2 pseudogenes are annotated in these 19,564 nt (G+C 64.5%); both read left to right on the forward strand.

The features are described from left to right. Positions 1-23 precede the first annotated feature (23 nt). A pseudogene (locus M5B97_RS27680) lies at positions 24-7,817 on the forward strand (amino acid adenylation domain-containing protein); the annotation flags it as partial. A 183-nt stretch (positions 7,818-8,000) separates the two neighbouring features. Continuing rightward, positions 8,001-19,337, forward strand: a pseudogene (locus tag M5B97_RS27685) (amino acid adenylation domain-containing protein); the annotation flags it as partial. Positions 19,338-19,564: the final 227 nt, after the last annotated feature.

The following is a 19,564-nucleotide window of genomic DNA, read 5'->3' on the forward strand; positions in this document are numbered from 1 at the left end:
AGTACCGCGCAGAGCGTGCCGGGCAAGTCACCATTCCGGCCAACCGCATCCCCGCCGATTGCACACGCATTACCCCGGACATGCTGACGCTCGCCACGCTGGACCAGGCGGCTATCGAGCGCATTGTCGCGTGCATCCCCGGCGGTGCGGCCAACATCCAGGACATCTACCCGCTGGCACCGTTGCAATCTGGCCTGCTGTTCCATCACCTGTCCGAGCAACAGGGCGACCCTTACGTCTTGCAATGCATGATCGGCATGGACAATCGCCAATGCCTGGACAATTTCAACCAGGCCCTGCAACACGTGATTGACCGGCATGACAGCTTCCGCACGGCGGTATTTTGGGAAGGGCTCGACGAGCCCGTGCAAGTGGTTCTGCGCCAGGCCCGCCTGCAGGTCGAAGAGGTCGCCCTGGACCCGGCCGCCGGCGATATTCGCCAGCAACTGGAACAACACTTCGACAACCGGCATTACCGCCTGGACATCAGTCAGGCACCGCTGATCCGCATCGCCTGCGCCGAAGACCCGGTAAACGGGCGCTGGCTGGCTTTGATGATGTTGCATCACATCGTGTCCGACCATGCCGCGTTGGCCGTGGTGCAGCATGAAATCCAGCAATATTTGCTGGGCCAGGCTGCGCAACTGGGCAGGCCGGTGCCGTACCGCAATTATGTGGCGCAGGCGCGCCTGGGGGTCAGTGAGCAGCAACACGAAGCGTTTTTCCACGAGATGCTGGGTGAGGTCGATACGCCGACGCTGCCGTTGGGCCTGGCGGATGTGCAAGGTGACGGGCATTTGCTGCAGGAGGCCGCGCTGGTGATACCGGCGGCATTGGGGCAACGCCTGCGGGCCCAGGCGCGGCAGCAGGGGGTCAGTACGGCCAGTGTGTGCCACTTGGCGTGGGCCCAGGTGCTGGCGGCCGTTACCGGCAATGAGCGGGTGGTGTTCGGCACGGTATTCCTCGGGCGTATGGAAAGCGGCGAAGGGGCCGAACATGCGCTGGGCATGTTGATCAATACCTTGCCGCTGCGCGTGGACATCGGCGACCAGGATGCACGGGCTGCGCTCAAGGCCACCCATGCACGGCTTACGGCGTTGCTTGGCCATGAGCACGCGCCTCTGGTGCTGGCTCAGCGTTGCAGCGGTGTGGCTGCGCCGCAACCGTTGTTCAGCGCCTTGCTCAACTATCGCCACAGTGCGCATGACCTGGGGTCCGAGCAGGCCCGGGCCGCCTGGCGCGGTATTGAATTCTTCCATACCGAAGAGCGCACCAACTACCCGCTGACCCTGAGTGTCGATGAGCTGACTGATGGCTTCTCTTGCACCGTGCAGGCATTGCCGGTTTTGGGCGCGCAACGTTTCTGCGAGCGCATGCACACGGCCCTGGAGCATCTGGTGCAGGCGCTGGAGCAGGGCTCACCGGTGTCGGTCAATCAGCTGCCGGTGCTGCCGAGCGCCGAGCGTCAGCAGGTGCTTGAAGGTTTCAACCAGACCCAGGTCGACTACCCACGCGGGTTGACTATCCACCAGCGTATTGAACAGCAAGTGCAGCGCAACCCGCAGGCGGTCGCAGCGGTGTACGACGGACAGACGCTGTCCTATGCCCAGCTGAACCAACAGGCCAATCACCTGGCCATTCAACTGATCGAACTAGGCGTGCAGCCTGACGACCGTGTGGCCATCTGCGCGCGACGCAGCCTGGAAACCCTGGTCGGGCTGGTGGCGATTCTAAAGGCCGGTGCGGCGTATGTACCGGTCGATCCGGCGCACCCGCTGGACCGTATCGGCTACTTGCTCGAAGACAGCGCCCCGGTTGCCGTGCTGGTGCAACCCGGCTTGGCCGAGCGTTTGCCGACGCTGCAGGTGCCGGTGCTCGAACTCGACGGTCGCCTGCTGCATGGCGGTGCCTGTGACAATCCGCAGATCGCCGGCCTGACCCCGGCGCACTTGGCCTATGTGATTTACACGTCCGGCTCCACCGGCCTGCCCAAGGGCGTGATGGTGGAACACCAGACCCTGGAAAACCTGGTCAACTGGCATTGCGAGGCGTTCGACCTGCATGCCGGCAGCCACACCTCCAGCGTCGCCGGTTTCGGTTTTGATGCGATGGCCTGGGAAGTCTGGCCGGCCCTGTGCGTGGGGGCGACCCTGCATCTGCCGCCGGCGGCGCAGGGCAACGAAGACATCGATGCCTTGCTCGCCTGGTGGCTGGCCCAGCCGCTGGATGTGAGCTTCCTGCCGACGCCGGTGGCCGAATACGCCTTCAGCCAGCACCTGCAACACCCGACCCTCAAGACCCTGCTGATCGGCGGCGACCGTCTGCGCCAGTTCAGCCAGGCGCAACGCTTCACCCTGGTCAACAACTATGGCCCGACCGAGGCCACGGTGGTGGCGACCTCGGGCGTGATCACGGCAGGGCAGACCTTGCACATCGGCAAACCGGTGGCCAATACCCAGGCGTACTTGCTCGACGCCCAACTCAAGCCGGTCCCGCTGGGCGTGACCGGTGAGCTGTACGTGGGCGGTGCCGGGGTAGCGCGGGGTTACTTGAACCGTGCACAAATGACCGCTGAACGCTTTCTCAAGGACCCGTTCAGCGCCGACCCGCAGGCGCGGATGTACCGCACCGGCGACCTGGCGCGCTGGCTGCCCGACGGCAACCTTGAATACCTGGGGCGTAACGACGACCAGGTGAAAATCCGTGGCGTACGTATCGAACTGGGCGAAATCGACAGCTGCCTGGCCGCCCATCCTCAAATCCGTGAAGCGGTGGTACTGGCCCGTGACGGGCGCCTGGTCGCCTATTTCACCGCCCGCGATGCGCTGGACGTCGAGAGCCTGCGCGGCTTTGTCCAGGCGCAACTGCCGGAGTACATGGTGCCGGCCGCCTATGTGCGGCTGGACCATATGCCGCTGACCGCCAACGGCAAGCTGGACCGCAAGGCCCTGCCGGAGCCGGACCAGGACGCTATGCTCAGCCGCAGCTATGTGGCGCCCCAGGGCGAAGTGGAAACGGTGCTGGCGCAGATCTGGGCCGATGTGCTCAAGGTCGAGCGCGTGGGGCGGCATGACCATTTCTTTGAGTTGGGCGGGCATTCGTTGCTCGCGGTGGGGCTGGTCAGTCGTATGCGTCAGGCCGGTTTGAATGCAGACGTGCGCGTGCTGTTCAGCCAGCCGACCCTGGCGGCGCTGGCCGCGGCTGTCGGCCATGGCCGTGAAGTGACGGTTGAACCCAACCGTATTCCAGCGGATTGCCAACGCATTACCCCGGACCTGTTGCCGCTGATCACGCTGGACCAGAGCAGCATTGACCGCATTGTCGACAGCGTGCCGGGTGGTGTCGGCAATGTGCAGGATATCTACCCGCTGGCGCCGTTGCAGGAAGGTATTCTTTACCATCACCTCAGCGCCGCGCAGGGCGACCCGTACTTGCTGCAGGCGCGTTTCAGCTTTGCCGACACGCAGCGTTTGCAGGCGTTCGCCGAGGCGCTGCAGGCGGTGATCGATCGTCATGACATTCTGCGCACCGCCATCGTGCTCCAGGGTTTGCAGGCGCCAGTGCAAGTGGTCTGGCGCAAGGCCGAGCTGGACGTGCAAGGTGTGGCGGTGGACGCGGCCAAAGGCGACGTGCTGGCGCAACTGGAGCAGCGTTTTGGTGCCCGCCACCATCGCCTGGACCTGGCCCGCGCGCCGCTGATGCAACTGGTGTATGCCGAAGACCCGCTCAATCAGCGGGTGGCGGCGATCCTGCTGTTTCACCATATTGCCCTTGACCACACCGCGCTGGAGGTGGTGAGCCAGGAAATGCAGGCGTACCTGCTGGACCCGGCGGCCGAACTGCCCGCGCCGGTGCCGTATCGCAATTACGTGGCTCAGGCCCGCCTGGGTGTCAGTGAACAAGAGCACGAGACGTTCTTTCGCGAGCTGCTGGGGGATATCGAGGAGCCGACGTTGCCCTTTGGCTTGCAGGATGTGCAAGGCGATGCCCAGGCGATCGAAGAGGCCAGCCTGCGTGTCGACCCCGAGTTGAACCGGCGCCTGCGTAGCCAGTTGCGCCACCTCGGGGTCAGCGCCGCCAGTGTCTTTCACTTGGCCTGGGCCCAGGTGTTGGCCGGGGTGACCGGTAAGCAAGATGTCGTGTTCGGCACGGTGCTGATGGGCCGCATGCTCGGTGGCGAAGGCGCCGAGCGGGCGCTGGGTATCTTCATCAACACCTTGCCGCTGCGCATCGATGTGGATGGCCGTGATGTTCGCGCCGGTGTGCGCCAGGCGCACTCGCGCCTGAGCGCGCTGCTGGGCCATGAACATGCAGCGCTGGCCCTGGCGCAACGTTGCAGCCAGGTGCTGGCGCCGTTGCCGTTGTTCAGTGCGCTGCTCAACTATCGCCACAGCAGTATCGCTGGCGGGGCGGCGCAGGATCAGGCCTGGCAGGGTATGGAAGGGCTCGGCGGCGAAGAACGCACCAACTACCCGTTGACCTTGAACGTCGACGAATGGGGCGACGGTTTCAGCCTTACGGTGTTGACCCTGCCCCAGGTCGGCGCGCAACGGCTGTGCGCTTTTGTGCATCAGGCGTTAGAACACTTGGTACAGGCACTGGAGCAAGCCCCCGCGACTGCATTGCACGCACTGACAATCTTGCCGGCGGATGAGCGCGAACAAGTGTTGACCGCCTTCAACTCCACGACACGGGAGTACCCGGTTGCGCAAACCGTCCACGGGGTTTTCGAAACGCATGCTGCCGCACAACCGACCGCATTGGCGGCCGTGCACGCAGAGCAACGGGTGACCTATGCCGACCTGAATGCGCGGGCCAACCGCCTGGCCCATCACCTGCTCGGCCTGGGCGTAGCCCCCGGCGACCGTGTGGCGATCCTGCTGGAGCGCTCCGTGGACCTGCTGGTCAGCCAGCTGGCAATCAGCAAGTGCGCGGCGTTGTATGTGCCGCTGGATGTCAACGCACCGTTGGACCGTCAGGGTTTCATGATTTCCGACAGTGGCGCGCAATGGGTGCTGACGGCAGCCTCGATTGAAGCGCCGACGGGCGCTCGTCGCCTGGACCTGGACACCCTGGACCTGAACGCCGAGCCCGCGCATAACCCGGCGCTGGGGCAATCCGCCGAGACGGCGGCGTACATCATGTACACCTCCGGCTCCACCGGCACGCCAAAGGGTGTGCTGGTGCCGCACCGTGCAATCACGCGCCTGGTGATCAACAACGGCTATGCCGATTTCAATCAGCATGACCGCGTGGCATTTGCCTCCAACCCGGCGTTCGACGCCAGCACCCTGGATGTGTGGGCACCATTGCTCAATGGCGGCGCGGTGGTGGTGGTCGATCAGGACACGTTGCTGTCCCAGGCCGATTTCGCCTCTCTGTTGCAGGAGCAAGCGGTCAGCGTGTTGTGGATGACCGCCGGGTTGTTCCATCAATACGCCGAAGGGCTGCTGCCGGTGTTCCCGCAACTGCGTTACTTGATCGTCGGTGGCGATGTACTGGACCCGAACGTGATCGCCAGAGTCCTTAAGGACGGTGCACCCCAGCACCTGCTTAACGGCTACGGCCCGACTGAGGCGACGACGTTCTCGACCACTTATGAAATCACGCGGGCGGATGAAGGCAGCATTCCGATTGGCCGTCCGGTGGGCAACAGCCGTGCCTATGTGCTCGACGCCCGCCAACAACCGGTACCGGTCGGTGTCACCGGCGAGCTGTACATCGGTGGCCAAGGGGTTGCCCTGGGCTATCTGAACCGAGCTGATCTGACGGCGGAAAAATTCCTCGTCGACCCGTTCAGCGACGGTGCGCTGATGTACCGCACCGGGGACCTGGTGGCGTGGCGTGCCGACGGCACCTTGCAGTATCAGGGGCGTAACGACCAGCAGGTGAAGATCCGTGGTTTCCGCATCGAACTGGGCGAGATCGAAACCCGCCTGGGCGAACACCCGCAGGTCAAAGACGCAGTGGTACTCGCCCGGGAAGACGAACCGGGGCACAAGCGCCTGGTGGCGTACTTCACCGAGCGTGAAAGTGTCGATATCCAATCATTGCGTGAGCATCTGCAAGCGCAGTTGCCGGACTACATGGTGCCGGCCGCCTACGTACGCCTGGACAGCCTGCCGCTGACCAACAACGGCAAGGTCGACCGTAAAGCTTTGCCCGCGCCGGACCAGGATGCGCTGCTCAGCCGTGGCTATGAGGCGCCGCAGGGTGAAGTGGAAAGCGTGCTGGCGCAGATCTGGGCGGATGTGCTCAAGGTCGAGCAGGTCGGCCGTCATGACAACTTCTTTGAGCTGGGCGGGCACTCGTTGCTGGCGGTCAGCCTGATCGAACGCATGCGCCAGGCTGACCTCAGCGCCGACGTGCGCGTGCTGTTTCGCCAGCCCACCCTGGCGGCGCTGGCGGCAGCCGTGGGCAGCGGGCGTGAGGTGGCCGTGCCGGCCAACCTGATCACGCCTGACTGCGTGCGCATCACTCCCGATCTGCTGCCCTTGATCACTCTGGATCAGGCGAGCATCGAGCATATCGTCGCCCAGATCCCGGGTGGTGCGGCGAACGTGCAGGATATCTACCCGTTGGCGCCGTTGCAGGAAGGTGTGCTCTATCACCATATCCGTGCCGAAGCCGGCGACCCCTACCTGCTGCAATCGAGCTATGGGTTCGACAACCTGGAGCGCTTCCAGGTGTTTGTCGAGGTGCTGCAGGCGGTGATCGATCGCCATGACATCTTGCGCACCAGCCTCGTCTGGCAAGGACTGGAAAGCCCGGTGCAAGTGGTGTGGCGCAAGGCCGCGCTGGTGGTGCAGGAAATGCTCGCGCAGCCAGACGGCGGTGATGTCGCCAGCCAGTTGCGTGAGCGTTTCGACGCCCGCCACTATCGCCTGGACCTGACCCAGGCGCCGTTGATGCGCATCATCTATGCCCATGACGAGGCCAACCAGCGTGTCGTCGCGTTGCTGATGTTCCATCACTTGGTCATGGACCATACCGCCCTGGAAGTGGTGCAACAGGAAATGCACCTGTTACTGCAGGGGCAAGTGGAACAACTCAAGCATGCGGTGCCCTACCGCAACTATGTGGCGCAGGCGCGCCTGGGCAGCAGTGATGCGGAGCACGAGCGGTTTTTCCGCGAGATGCTCAGTGATATCGACGAGCCGACCTTGCCGTTCGGTTTGCAGGATGTGCAGGGCGACGGGCATGGCGTGGGCGAAGCCGCGCACCTGCTCGACAGGGGCTTGAGCCTGCGTCTGCGCGAACAGGCGCGCCAGGCCGGTGTGAGCGCCGCCAGCCTGTTTCACCTGGCTTGGGCGAGTGTGTTGGGCAGCGTCTCGGGCCGTCGGGAAGTGGTGTTCGGCACCGTACTGCTCGGCCGCATGCAAGGCGGGGAAGGGGCGGATCGCGGGCTGGGGATGTTTATCAATACCTTGCCGCTGCGAGTCGATATCGACGCTGCAGGCGTGCGCTCGGCCGTCAAGGCAACCCATGCGCGCCTGACGGCGTTGCTGGGGCACGAGCATGCGTCACTGGCCTTGGCCCAGCGTTGCAGTGGCGTGCCGGCGAGCGTGCCGTTGTTCAGCGCCTTGCTCAACTACCGGCACAGTAGCGTTGCAGAAAACATTGCCGAGCTCGAAGCGGTATGGCACGGCATGTACTTCCTGCATGCCGAAGAGCGCACCAACTACCCGATCACCCTGAGCGTGGATGACCTGGGCGAGCAATTCAATCTCAATGCGCTGGTGGCTTCGCCGCTGCAGGCGCAGCGCATCTGCGACTACCTGCTCACCGCCGTGGAACAACTGGTACAGGCGCTGGAACAATCGCCCCACCTGCCATTCGAGCAGTTGTCGGTGTTGCCGGCGGCCGAAGTCCGCCAGGTACTGGTCGAGTTCAACGCAACCACCCGTGCCTTCCCCGAAACGCAGATGCTGCATGCATTGTTCGAAGCCCATGCAGCGGCTGAACCGCAGGCGTTGGCGGCGGTGCATGGCAAGCAATCCTTGAGTTATGCGCAATTGAACCAGCGGGCCAACCAGTTGGCCCATTACCTGATCGGCCTGGGCGTAGCCCCCGGCGACCGCGTGGCGATCCTGCTGGAGCGCTCCGTGGACCTGCTGGTCAGCCAACTGGCAATCAGCAAGTGCGCGGCGGTGTATGTGCCGCTGGATGTCAACGCACCGCTGGACCGTCAGGGTTTCATGATTTCCGACAGTGGCGCGCAATGGGTGCTGACGGCAGCCTCCATCGAAGTGCCGACGGGCGCCCGTCGCCTGGATCTGGATACCCTGGATCTGAGTCTCGAGCCGGATCACAACCCGGCGCTGGAGCAATCCGCCGAGACGGCGGCGTACATCATGTACACCTCCGGCTCCACCGGCACGCCGAAGGGCGTGCTGGTACCGCATCGGGCAATCACACGTTTGGTGATCAACAACGGTTATGCCGATTTCAATCAGCATGACCGCGTGGCATTTGCCTCCAACCCGGCGTTCGACGCCAGCACCCTGGATGTGTGGGCGCCATTGCTCAATGGCGGCGCGGTGGTGGTGGTCGATCAGGACACGTTGCTGTCCCAGGCCGATTTCGCTTCTCTGTTGCAGGAGCAAGCGGTCAGCGTGTTGTGGATGACCGCTGGGTTGTTCCATCAATACGCCGAAGGGCTGTTGCCGGTGTTCCCTCAACTGCGTTACCTGATCGTCGGCGGCGATGTACTGGACCCGAACGTAATCGCCAGAGTCCTTAAGGACGGTGCACCCCAGCACTTGCTCAACGGCTACGGCCCGACCGAAGCCACCACCTTCTCGACCACTTATGAAATCACCCGGGCGGATGAAGGCAGCATTCCAATCGGTCGCCCGGTAAGCAACAGCCGTGCCTATGTGCTCGACGCCCGCCAACAACCAGTACCGGTCGGTGTCACCGGCGAGTTGTACATCGGAGGCCAGGGTGTTGCCCTGGGCTATCTGAACCGAGCTGATCTGACTGCGGAAAAATTCCTCATCGACCCGTTCAACGACGGTGCGCCGATGTATCGCACCGGCGACCTGGTGGCCTGGCGTGGCGACGGCACCCTGCAGTATCAGGGGCGTAACGACCAGCAGGTGAAGATCCGCGGTTTCCGCATCGAACTGGGCGAAATTGAAACCCGCCTGGGCGAACACCCGCAGGTCAGGGACGCAGTGGTACTCGCGCGGGAAGACGAACCGGGGCACAAGCGCCTGGTGGCGTACTTCACCGAGCGTGAAAATGTCGACCTCCAGGCACTGCGTGAGTATCTGCAAGGGCAGTTGCCGGATTACATGGTGCCGGCGGCCTATGTGCGCCTGGACAGCCTGCCGCTGACCAACAACGGCAAGGTCGACCGTAAAGCCTTGCCTGCACCGGATCAGGACGCACTGCTGAGCCGTGGCTACGAAGCGCCGCAGGGGGAAGTGGAAAGCGTGCTGGCGCAGATTTGGGCGGATGTGCTCAAGGTCGAGCAGGTCGGTCGCCACGATAACTTCTTCGAACTGGGCGGCCATTCGTTGATGGCAGTCAACCTGATCGAACGCATGCGTCGTGCCGACCTCAGCGCCGACGTGCGCGTGCTGTTCAGCCAGCCCACCCTGGCGGCGCTGGCGGCAGCCGTGGGCAGCGGGCGTGAGGTGGCCGTGCCGGCCAACCTGATTACGCCTGATTGCGTGCGCATCACCCCGGACCTGCTGCCCCTGGCGAACCTGGACCAGGCAGCGATTGACCGGATTGTCGCCAGCGTGCCGGGCGGACTGGCCAATGTGCAGGACATCTACGCCCTGGCACCGTTGCAGGAAGGCATCCTGTACCACCATATCGCGGCGGAGCAGGGCGACCCGTATTTGCTGCAGTCGCAACTGGAATTCGACGACATCGGACGTCTGCAAGCATTCGCCCAGGCGTTGCAGGCGGTGATCGATCGCCATGACATCCTGCGCACCGCCGTGGTCTGGGAGGACCTGGCCACTCCGGCCCAGGTGGTCTGGCGCAAGGCCGAGCTGCCGGTAGAAGCCGTGAGCCTTGACCCGGCCGCCGGCGATATTCTGAGCCAACTGCATGCGCGTTTTGATGCGCGGCATTACCGTCTCGATGTCGGCCAGGCCCCGCTGATTCGCCTGGTGTACGCCGAAGACCGCGCCAACCAGCGGGTTGTGGCGATCCTGTTGTTCCACCATCTGGCGCTGGACCATACCGCCCTGGAAGTGGTCAGCCAGGAAATGCAGGCCAGCCTGTTGGGGGAGGCCGAGCCATTGGCGGCGCCGACTCCGTACCGCAATTATGTGGCCCAGGCGCGCCTGGGGCTCAGTGAGCAGGAACACGAGGCGTTCTTCCGCGACATGCTCGGCGATATCGATGAACCGACCTTGCCGTTCGGTTTGCAGGACGTGCAAGGCGAAGGCCATGCCATCCGTGAAGCCTCGGTGGCCCTGGACAGCGATTTGAGCCGGCGCCTGAGGGCGCGGGCGCGACTGCTGGGGGTCAGTGCCGCCAGCGTGTTCCATCTGGCGTGGGCGAAGGTGCTGAGCTGCGTATCCGACTCCCGGCAGGTGGTGTTCGGCACCGTCCTGATGGGGCGCATGCAGGGCGGAGACGGAGCCGACCGGTCGCTGGGCATGTTTATCAATACCCTGCCGTTACGGGTCGACACCGAAGGGTTGGGGGTGCAGGCCGCGGTCAAGGCGACCCATGCACGCTTGACTGGCCTGCTGGGGCATGAACATGCGTCGCTGGCCCTGGTGCAGCGTTGCAGCGGGGTTGCGCAGTCGACCCCGCTGTTCAGTGCACTGCTCAACTATCGCCATACCCCGGCGGCCCATACCGGCCTGACGGCCGAGATGGAGCAAGCGTGGCGCGGCATGCGCTTCCTGACTTCCGAGGAGCGCACCAACTACCCGGTCAGCCTGAGCGTCAACGACCTGGGCGAAGACTTCAGCCTGGACGCGCTGACGGTTGCATCGGTCGATCCGCAACTGATCTGCGGCTACCTCGTGACCCTGCTCGAACAACTGGTCGACGCCCTGGAACAAGCGCCACAACGGCCTTTGGAGCAGCTGTCGATCCTCTCGCCGGCGCAGACCCGTCAGTTGCTCTCGGACTTCAACGCCACCGATGCAGATTACCCACGGGACCTGACCGTGGTGCAGATGATCGAGGCGCACGCCTTGCACACCCCACACGCCGTCGCGGTGGTGCTGGGTGAGCAGGTGTTGAGCTATCGCCAACTGAACGAGCAGGCCAACCAGGTCGCGCATCACCTGCGCGGCCTTGGGGTGCAGGCCGATACGCGCGTAGCCATCTGCATGGAGCGCAGCCTGGCGATGATTGTCGGGCTGCTGGGGATCCTCAAATCGGGAGCCGCTTACGTACCGCTCGACCCCGAGTACCCGGCGCAGCGTCTGGCCTTGGCCCTGCAAGACAGCCAGCCGCTGGCGGTGCTGGTCCACGCACACACTCGCACGGTGCTGGGTGATACCCACATCGCACAGGTGGACCTGGACGATGCCTCGTTGAGCGCGCAGCCACGGCATAACCCGGCCGCGGTGGCCGGGCCGAATGACCTGGCCTACGTGATCTTCACTTCCGGCTCCACCGGCCGCCCCAAAGGGGTAATGGTGGAGCATGGTTCGCTGGTCAACCACGTCACCTGGCAGACCCGTGCGTTTGGTTTTGATGCCAACGAGCGGATCTTGCAGCGTACCTCGGTGGCCTTTGACGCCTCCGTCTGGGAAATCTGGACGCCGTTGGCGATTGGCGCGCGCCTGGTGCTGTTGCCGGCGCACGCCTCGAGGGATGTCGAGCAAATGGCGCAGACCCTGGTGGAACACCAGGTCAGCGTCGCGCAGTTTGTGCCGAGCCTGCTGCGTCTGTTGGTGCAACTGCCTGCCAGCGGGGTGCGGTGCCGTTACCTGTTCAGCGGCGGTGAAGTGCTGGACCCACAGCTGGCGATGCAGGCGCGGGCGCTGACCACCCACGGGATCGTCAACCTATATGGGCCGACTGAAGCCACTATCGACAGCACATCGTGGACCTGTGACGGCAGCGCGCCAGTTGAGTCAGTGCCGATCGGCAAGCCCATCGCCAATGCCCGGGCCTATGTGCTCGACGCTCGCCATGAACCGGTGGCGCTGGGCGTGGTGGGTGAGTTGTACATCGGTGGCGCCGGTGTGGCCCGCGGGTATCTGGGCCGGGATGACTTGACGGCCGAGCGCTTCCTGGCGGACCCGTTCACCGGCCGCGGGCGCCTGTATAAAACCGGCGATCTGGTGCGCTACCTGGCCGACGGTACCCTGGAGTACGTGAGGCGCAATGACGATCAGGTCAAGTTGCGTGGCTTGCGCATCGAACTGGGTGAAATCGAAGCCCACCTGACGGCGCGTGCCGATGTCCAGGAAGCCGTCGTGCTGGTGCGCGATGAGCGCCTGGTGGCGTATTGCACGCGGCGCGAGGCGCAATCGGACATCGATATCGAAGCCCTGCGCGAGCATGTGCAGCAGTACGTGCCGGCCTACATGGTGCCGCAGGCGTATGTGGTGCTGGATGCGCTGCCGCTGAGCCCCAATGGCAAGCTGGACCGCAAGGCGCTGCCGGAGCCGGGCATGGAGGCGGTGATTGCGCGGGGTTATGAAGCGCCGAGCGGTGCGGTCGAAACCCTGCTGGCACAGATCTGGGCCGATGTGCTCAAGGTAGAAAAGGTCGGTCGCCACGATCACTTCTTCGAGTTGGGCGGGCATTCGCTGCTGGCCGTCGGCCTGATCGGACGCATGCGCCAGGCCGGTCTCAACGCCGACGTGCGCGTCTTGTTCAACCAGCCGACTCTGGCGGCGCTCGCCGCTGCCGTGGGCAGCGGGCGCGAGATCGAGGTGCCGGCCAACGCTATCCCGGCGGATTGCACGCACATCACGCCGGACCTGCTGCCGCTGCTGACACTCGACCAGCCGAGCATCGACCGTATCGTTGCCACGGTCGCAGGCGGTGCGGCCAACGTGCAGGACATCTACCCGCTGGCGCCGCTGCAGGAAGGTATTCTTTACCACCACATCAGCGCCGAACAGGGCGACCTGTATGTGCAGCAAGGGCAGTTCGCGTTTGCCGATCTTGCGCGTATGCAGCAGTTTGTCCAGGCCTTGCAACAGGTCATCGACCGCCACGATGTGCTGCGTACCGGGTTTGTCTGGGAAGGCCTGGAACAGCCGGTGCAGGTGGTCTGGCGCCAGGCGCGGATGATCACCCGGGCGGTGCAGTTCGATCCGCGCGGCGGCGACATCGCCGCGCAACTGGCGGCGCATGTCGACCCGCGCCGCCATCGCTTGAACGTGACCCAGGCGCCACTGATGCAACTGGTGTATGCCGACGATGAGGCGGGCCAGCGGATCGTCGCCACGTTGCTGTTCCATCACACGGTCATGGACCACATGGCCATGGACGTGGTGTGGCGGGAAATGGAAGCGTTCCTGCTCGGCAAGGGTGATGAACTGGTCGCCTCCGTGCCTTACCGCAACTACGTGGTGCAAACGCGCCTGGCGAGTCGCGAGCAGGAACACGAGAGCTTCTTCCGCGACATGCTGGGGGATATCGACGAGCCGACCCTGCCGTTCGGGCAACAGGATGTCCGCGACGACGGCTACGATATCGACGAGGTCGACCTGACCCTGGATGCCGGCCTGAGCCGACGCCTGCGCGCGGTGACCCGCCAGAATGGCGTCAGTCCGGCCAGCCTGTTCCATTTGGCCTGGGCACGGGTGCTGGGCGTGGTTTCCAGCACCGAGCGGGTGGTGTTCGGCACGGTGATGATGGGCCGCTTGCAGGGTGGAGAGGGCGCCGACCGTGCGGTGGGCATGTTCATCAATACCTTGCCGCTGCGGGTCGATATCACCGGCCAAGGGGTGAGGGAGGCGGTCAAGGCCACCCATGCACGGTTGTCGGGTCTGCTTGCCCATGAACTGGCCTCTCTGGCCCAGGTGCAGCGTTGCAGCAGTGTGCCGCAATCGCTGCCTTTGTTCAGTGCGTTGTTCAATTACCGCCATACGCCGAGCAACGCTGCTGAAGTTTCTGAAGCGTCGCTGCGCGCGTGGCAAGGCATGCAGTTGTTGCAGGCGCGGGAGCGCTCCAACTATCCGCTGACCTTGAGCGTCAACGATTTGGGCGAGGCTTTCAGCCTGAGCGCGCTGGCGCTGGCGTCGATAGGTGCAGAACGCCTTTGCGACTACGTGAACCGGGTCGTCGAGCAGTTGGTCGAGGCCCTGGAGCACGCGCCGCAGACCGCAATGAACAGCCTGTCGATTCTGCCCGCCGAGGCCCATCGACAGTTGGTCGAAGGCTTCAACGCTACCCGTGTCGACTACCCTCGCGGCTTGACCATTCACCAACGCTTCGAGCAGCAGGTCGAGTTGTACCCGCATTCGCTGGCGGCGGTGTACCAGGGTCAGAGCCTGACCTACGTCGAACTCAATCGCCAAGCCAACCGACTGGCACACCAGTTGATCGAACTGGGGGTGCAACCGGATGATCGCGTGGCGATCTGTGCACAGCGCAGCCTGGAAATGCTGGTAGGCCTGGTCGCGATTCTCAAGGCCGGCGCGTGTTATGTGCCGATTGATGCGGCGCACCCGGTCGAGCGCCTGAGTTACCTGCTCGGCGACAGCGCACCGGTGGCCGTGCTGATCCAGCCGGCACTGGCGCAGCGTTTGCCGACCGTGACCGTGCCGGTCTTGGAGCTGGACAGCCGCCTGTGGCAAGGCCCGTCCAAAGGCAACCCGCAGATCGCCGGCCTGACCCAGGCCCACCTGGCGTACGTGATCTACACCTCCGGTTCCACCGGCTTGCCCAAAGGCGTGATGGTGGAGCATCACACCTTGGAAAACCTGGTGAGCTGGCACTGCGATGCATTTGAACTGGGCCACGGCAGCAAGACGTCGAGCGTCGCCGGTTTTGGTTTCGACGCCATGGCCTGGGAAGTCTGGCCGGCGTTGTGCACCGGTGCGACCCTGTATATGCCGCCGGCCCATGACGGCAGTGAAGACATCGATGCGCTGCTGCAGTGGTGGCTGGCCCAGCCGCTGGATGTCAGCTTCCTGCCGACGCCGGTGGCGGAATACGCCATCAGTCAAGACCTGCAACACCCGACGCTTAAGACCCTGTTGATCGGCGGCGACCGCCTGCGTCAGTTCAACAAGCCGCAGCGTTTCAACCTGGTCAACAACTACGGCCCGACCGAAGCCACGGTGGTGGCGACCTCCGGGCGCGTCGAAGCCGGGCAGGTGCTGCATATCGGCAAGCCGGTGAGCAATGCCCAGGTCTATCTGCTCGATGAATGCTTGCAGCCGGTCCCTCTGGGTGTCGCGGGTGAGTTGTACGTGGCGGGCGCCGGTGTGGCGCGGGGTTACCTGAACCGTCCGCAGATGACCGCCGAACGCTTCCTCAAGGACCCGTTCAGCGAGGATCCGCAGGCACGCATGTACCGCACCGGCGACCTCGCGCGCTGGCTGGAGGACGGTACGCTCGATTACCTGGGGCGTAACGATGACCAGGTGAAAATCCGCGGTGTGCGCATCGAGCTGGGTGAAATCGAAACCCGCCTGGGCGAACAGGCCGGTGTCCGCGAAGCCGTGGTGCTGGCCCGTGAAGGGCGCCTGGTGGCGTACTTCACCGAACACGTCACGCACCAGCCGCCACTGGATATCGAAGCCCTGCGCAGCGGCTTGCAAGCCTGCCTGCCGGAGTACATGGTGCCGGCCGCCTATGTGCGCCTGGACCATATGCCGCTGACCGCCAACGGCAAGCTCGACCGCAAGGCCCTGCCGGAACCGGGGCTGGAGGCGCTGGTCAGCCGAGGCTATGAAGCCCCGGAGGGCGAGGTGGAAAGCACCCTCGCGCAGATCTGGGCGGATGTGCTCAAGCTGGAACAGGTGGGCCGTCACGACAACTTCTTCGAGTTGGGCGGGCATTCGTTGCTGGCCGTGGGCCTGGTGGAGCGTATGCGCCAGGCGGGCTTGCAGGCGGATGTGCGCGTGCTGTTCAGCCAGCCCACCCTGGCGGCGCTGGCGGCGGCGGTGGGCGCCGGCAACGAAGTGGCGGTACCGGCCAATCGCATCGACGCCGGTTGCACGCAGATCACCCCGGAGCTGCTGCCCTTGGCCACGCTGGATCAGGCGAGCATCGACCGGATCGTCGCCAGCGTGCCGGGTGGCGTGGCCAACGTGCAGGACATCTATGCCTTGGCGCCGCTGCAGGAAGGCCTGTTGTATCACCACATCAGCGCCGAACACGGCGACCCGTACCAGCAACATGCGCTGTTCGCGTTCGACAGCCGCCAACGGCTGGACCGGTTCGCCCAGGCCCTGCAACAGGTGATCGGCCGCCACGACATCCTGCGTACCGGGCTGTTCTGGGAGCAACTGGAAGCGCCGGTGCAAGTGGTCTGGCGCGAGGCTCCGCTGGCGGTGGGCGAACTCATCCCGCAAGCCGGTGATGTGCTGGCGCAACTGCGTGAGCACTTCAGCCTCGGCCGCCATCGCATGGATATCCGCCAAGCGCCGATGATGCACCTGGGCTTTGCCCATGATCCGCAGCACCAGCGCTGGATCGGCATGCTGTCCTTCCACCACCTGGTCAACGACGCGACGTCCATGGGCGTGCTGATGGCGGAAATCGAGGCGCACATGACCGGTCGCGAGCAGCAATTGGGGGCTTCGGTGCCGTACCGCAACTACGTGGCCCAGACCCGTCAGGGCAAGGACCGCGCCGCCCATGAAACATTCTTCAGCGACATGCTTGGCGATGTCGACGAACCGACCTTGCCGTTTGGCGTGCAGCGCATTGACAGCGAGCGAGATGCCACCGAGGAGGTCGATCACTGGCTGGGCGCGGCCTTCAGCCAGCGTCTGCGGCGCCAGGCTCGGCACCTGGGGGTGAGTGCCGCCACGCTGTATCACTGGGTCTGGGCGCAGGTCATCGGCACGGTGTCAGCGCGCGATGACGTGGTGTTCGGCACGGTATTGATCGGCCGCCTGCAGGCCGGTGACGGTGCGGAACGTTCCCTGGGGATGTTCATCAACACCTTGCCGCTGCGCGTGCGCCTGAAAGATGAAAGCCTGACTGCGGCGGTCAAGAATACCCATGTCGCGCTGAGCCAGTTGGTGGCTCACGAGCATGCGTCGCTGACGTTGGCACAACGCTGCAGCGGCGTGGCCGCACCGGCGCCGTTGTTCAGTGCCTTGCTCAACTATCGTCACGCGACGGCCACCGTCAGTGAGGCCAGCCGCGTTGCCTGGGACGGCATCGAGATGCTCGCCAACGAAGGGGTCAACAGTTTTCCGCTGATTCTCTCGGTGGATGATGTGGGTGAGGACTTCCGGGTCAATGCCCTGGCGCCGCGCTCGGTGGGCGCGCAGCGGGTATTGGGGTACGTGTGCACGGCGCTGGCCGGGCTGGTCGAGACCTTGGAGCAGGCACCGCATTCGGCGGCCAACCGCCTGTCGATCCTGGGCGGCGACGAGCGCCGGCAATTGTTGCAGACGTTCAACGAGACGGCGCGCAGCTACCCGCACACCTGCACCTTGCATCGGCAGTTCGAAGCCCATGCGGCGGCTGAACCGCAGGCGTTGGCGTCGGTGCATGGCAAGCAATCCTTGAGTTATGCGCAATTGAATCAGCGGGCCAACCGTTTGGCTCATCACCTGATCGGCCTGGGCGTGACCCCCGGCGACCGCGTGGCAATCCTGCTGGAGCGCTCCGTGGACCTGCTGGTCAGCCAGTTGGCGATCAGCAAGTGCGCGGCGGTTTATGTGCCGCTGGATGTCAATGCACCACTGGACCGTCAAGGTTTCATGGTCGTGGACAGTGGCGCGCAATGGGTACTGACGGCGGCCTCCATCGAAGTGCCGGCGGGCGCTCGTCGCCTAGACCTGGACACCCTGGACCTGAGCGCTGAGCCCGCGCATAACCCGGCGTTGGAGCAATCCTCGGAAACGGCGGCGTACATCATTTACACCTCCGGCTCCACCGGCACGCCGAAGGGTGTGCTGGTGCCGCACCGTGCAATCACGCGCCTTGTGATCAACAACGGTTATGCCGATTTCAATCAGCACGACCGCGTGGCGTTTGCCTCCAACCCGGCGTTCGACGCCAGCACCCTGGACGTGTGGGCACCATTGCTCAATGGCGGCGCAGTGGTGGTGGTCGATCAGGATACGTTGCTGTCCCAGGCTGATTTTGCCCAGCTGTTGCAGGAGCAAGCCGTCAGCGTGTTGTGGATGACCGCCGGGTTGTTCCACCAGTATGCCGAGGGGCTGCTGCCGGTGTTCCCTCAGCTGCGTTACCTGATCGTCGGTGGCGATGTGCTCGACCCGAACGTGATCGCTCGCGTACTCAAGGACGGCGCACCGCAGCACCTGCTTAACGGCTACGGCCCGACTGAGGCGACGACGTTCTCGACCACCCATGAGATCACCCGGGCGGACGAAGGCAGCATTCCAATCGGCCGCCCAGTGGGCAACAGCCGTGCCTACGTGTTGGACGCCCGCCAGCAACCGGTACCGGTCGGTGTCACCGGCGAGTTGTACATCGGTGGCCAGGGTGTTGCCTTGGGCTATCTGAACCGGGCTGACCTGACGGCGGAGAAATTCCTCACCGACCCGTTCAACGACGGTGCGCTGATGTACCGCACCGGTGACCTGGTGGCCTGGCGTGCCGACGGCACCTTGCAGTATCAGGGGCGTAACGACCAGCAGGTGAAGATCCGCGGTTTCCGCATCGAACTGGGCGAGATCGAAACCCGCCTGGGCGAACACCCGCAGGTCAAGGATGCAGTGGTACTCGCCCGTCAGGACGAACCGGGGCACAAGCGTCTGGTGGCGTACTTCACCGAGCGTGAAACGCTGGATATCGACGTGCTGCGTGCGTACCTGCAAGCGCAGTTGCCGGAGTACATGGTGCCATCGGCCTATGTGCGCCTGGACAGCCTGCCCCTGACCAACAACGGCAAGGTCGACCGCAAGGCCTTGCCCGCGCCGGACCAGGACGCGTTGCTCAGCCGCGTATACGAGGCTCCCGAGGGGCCGACGGAAGTGGCGCTGGCGCAACTGTGGGAGAAGGTGCTCAACGTCGGGCAGGTGGGGCGGCATGACCACTTCTTCGAGCTGGGTGGGCATTCGCTGTTGGCGGTGAGCCTGGTTGAGCAGATGCGCAAACAAGGCATGGACGCTGACTTGCGGGTGCTGCTCGCGCAACCGACGCTGGCTGCAATGGCTGCGGCGGTGGGGCAGGTCGAGCATGTGGTTGTGCCGCAATCGAGCGTGCCCACGTTCGAGCGCAAACGCCGGATCTGATCGGCACACACTCGGCAGTCGGCGCGGGTCATCCGCACCGATCTGCCGGGCGTGCGCGCTTGTTGCAGTCGCGTGTCACCCCTGCGTTGTCCCTGCTTCCTATGACATACACCTCTCCGTGGATGTTTTAGTTTTCCAGCCCTGTGGGAAGCCCTGGGGCACGCATTCAACCCATCACTTTTGAACCTGGCGACGACGGTGTCGAGCCCATGAGGGGCCGAGCGCTG

It is taken from the genome of Pseudomonas sp. MWU13-2517 (genome assembly GCF_023242545.1).
Taxonomy (GTDB): domain Bacteria; phylum Pseudomonadota; class Gammaproteobacteria; order Pseudomonadales; family Pseudomonadaceae; genus Aquipseudomonas.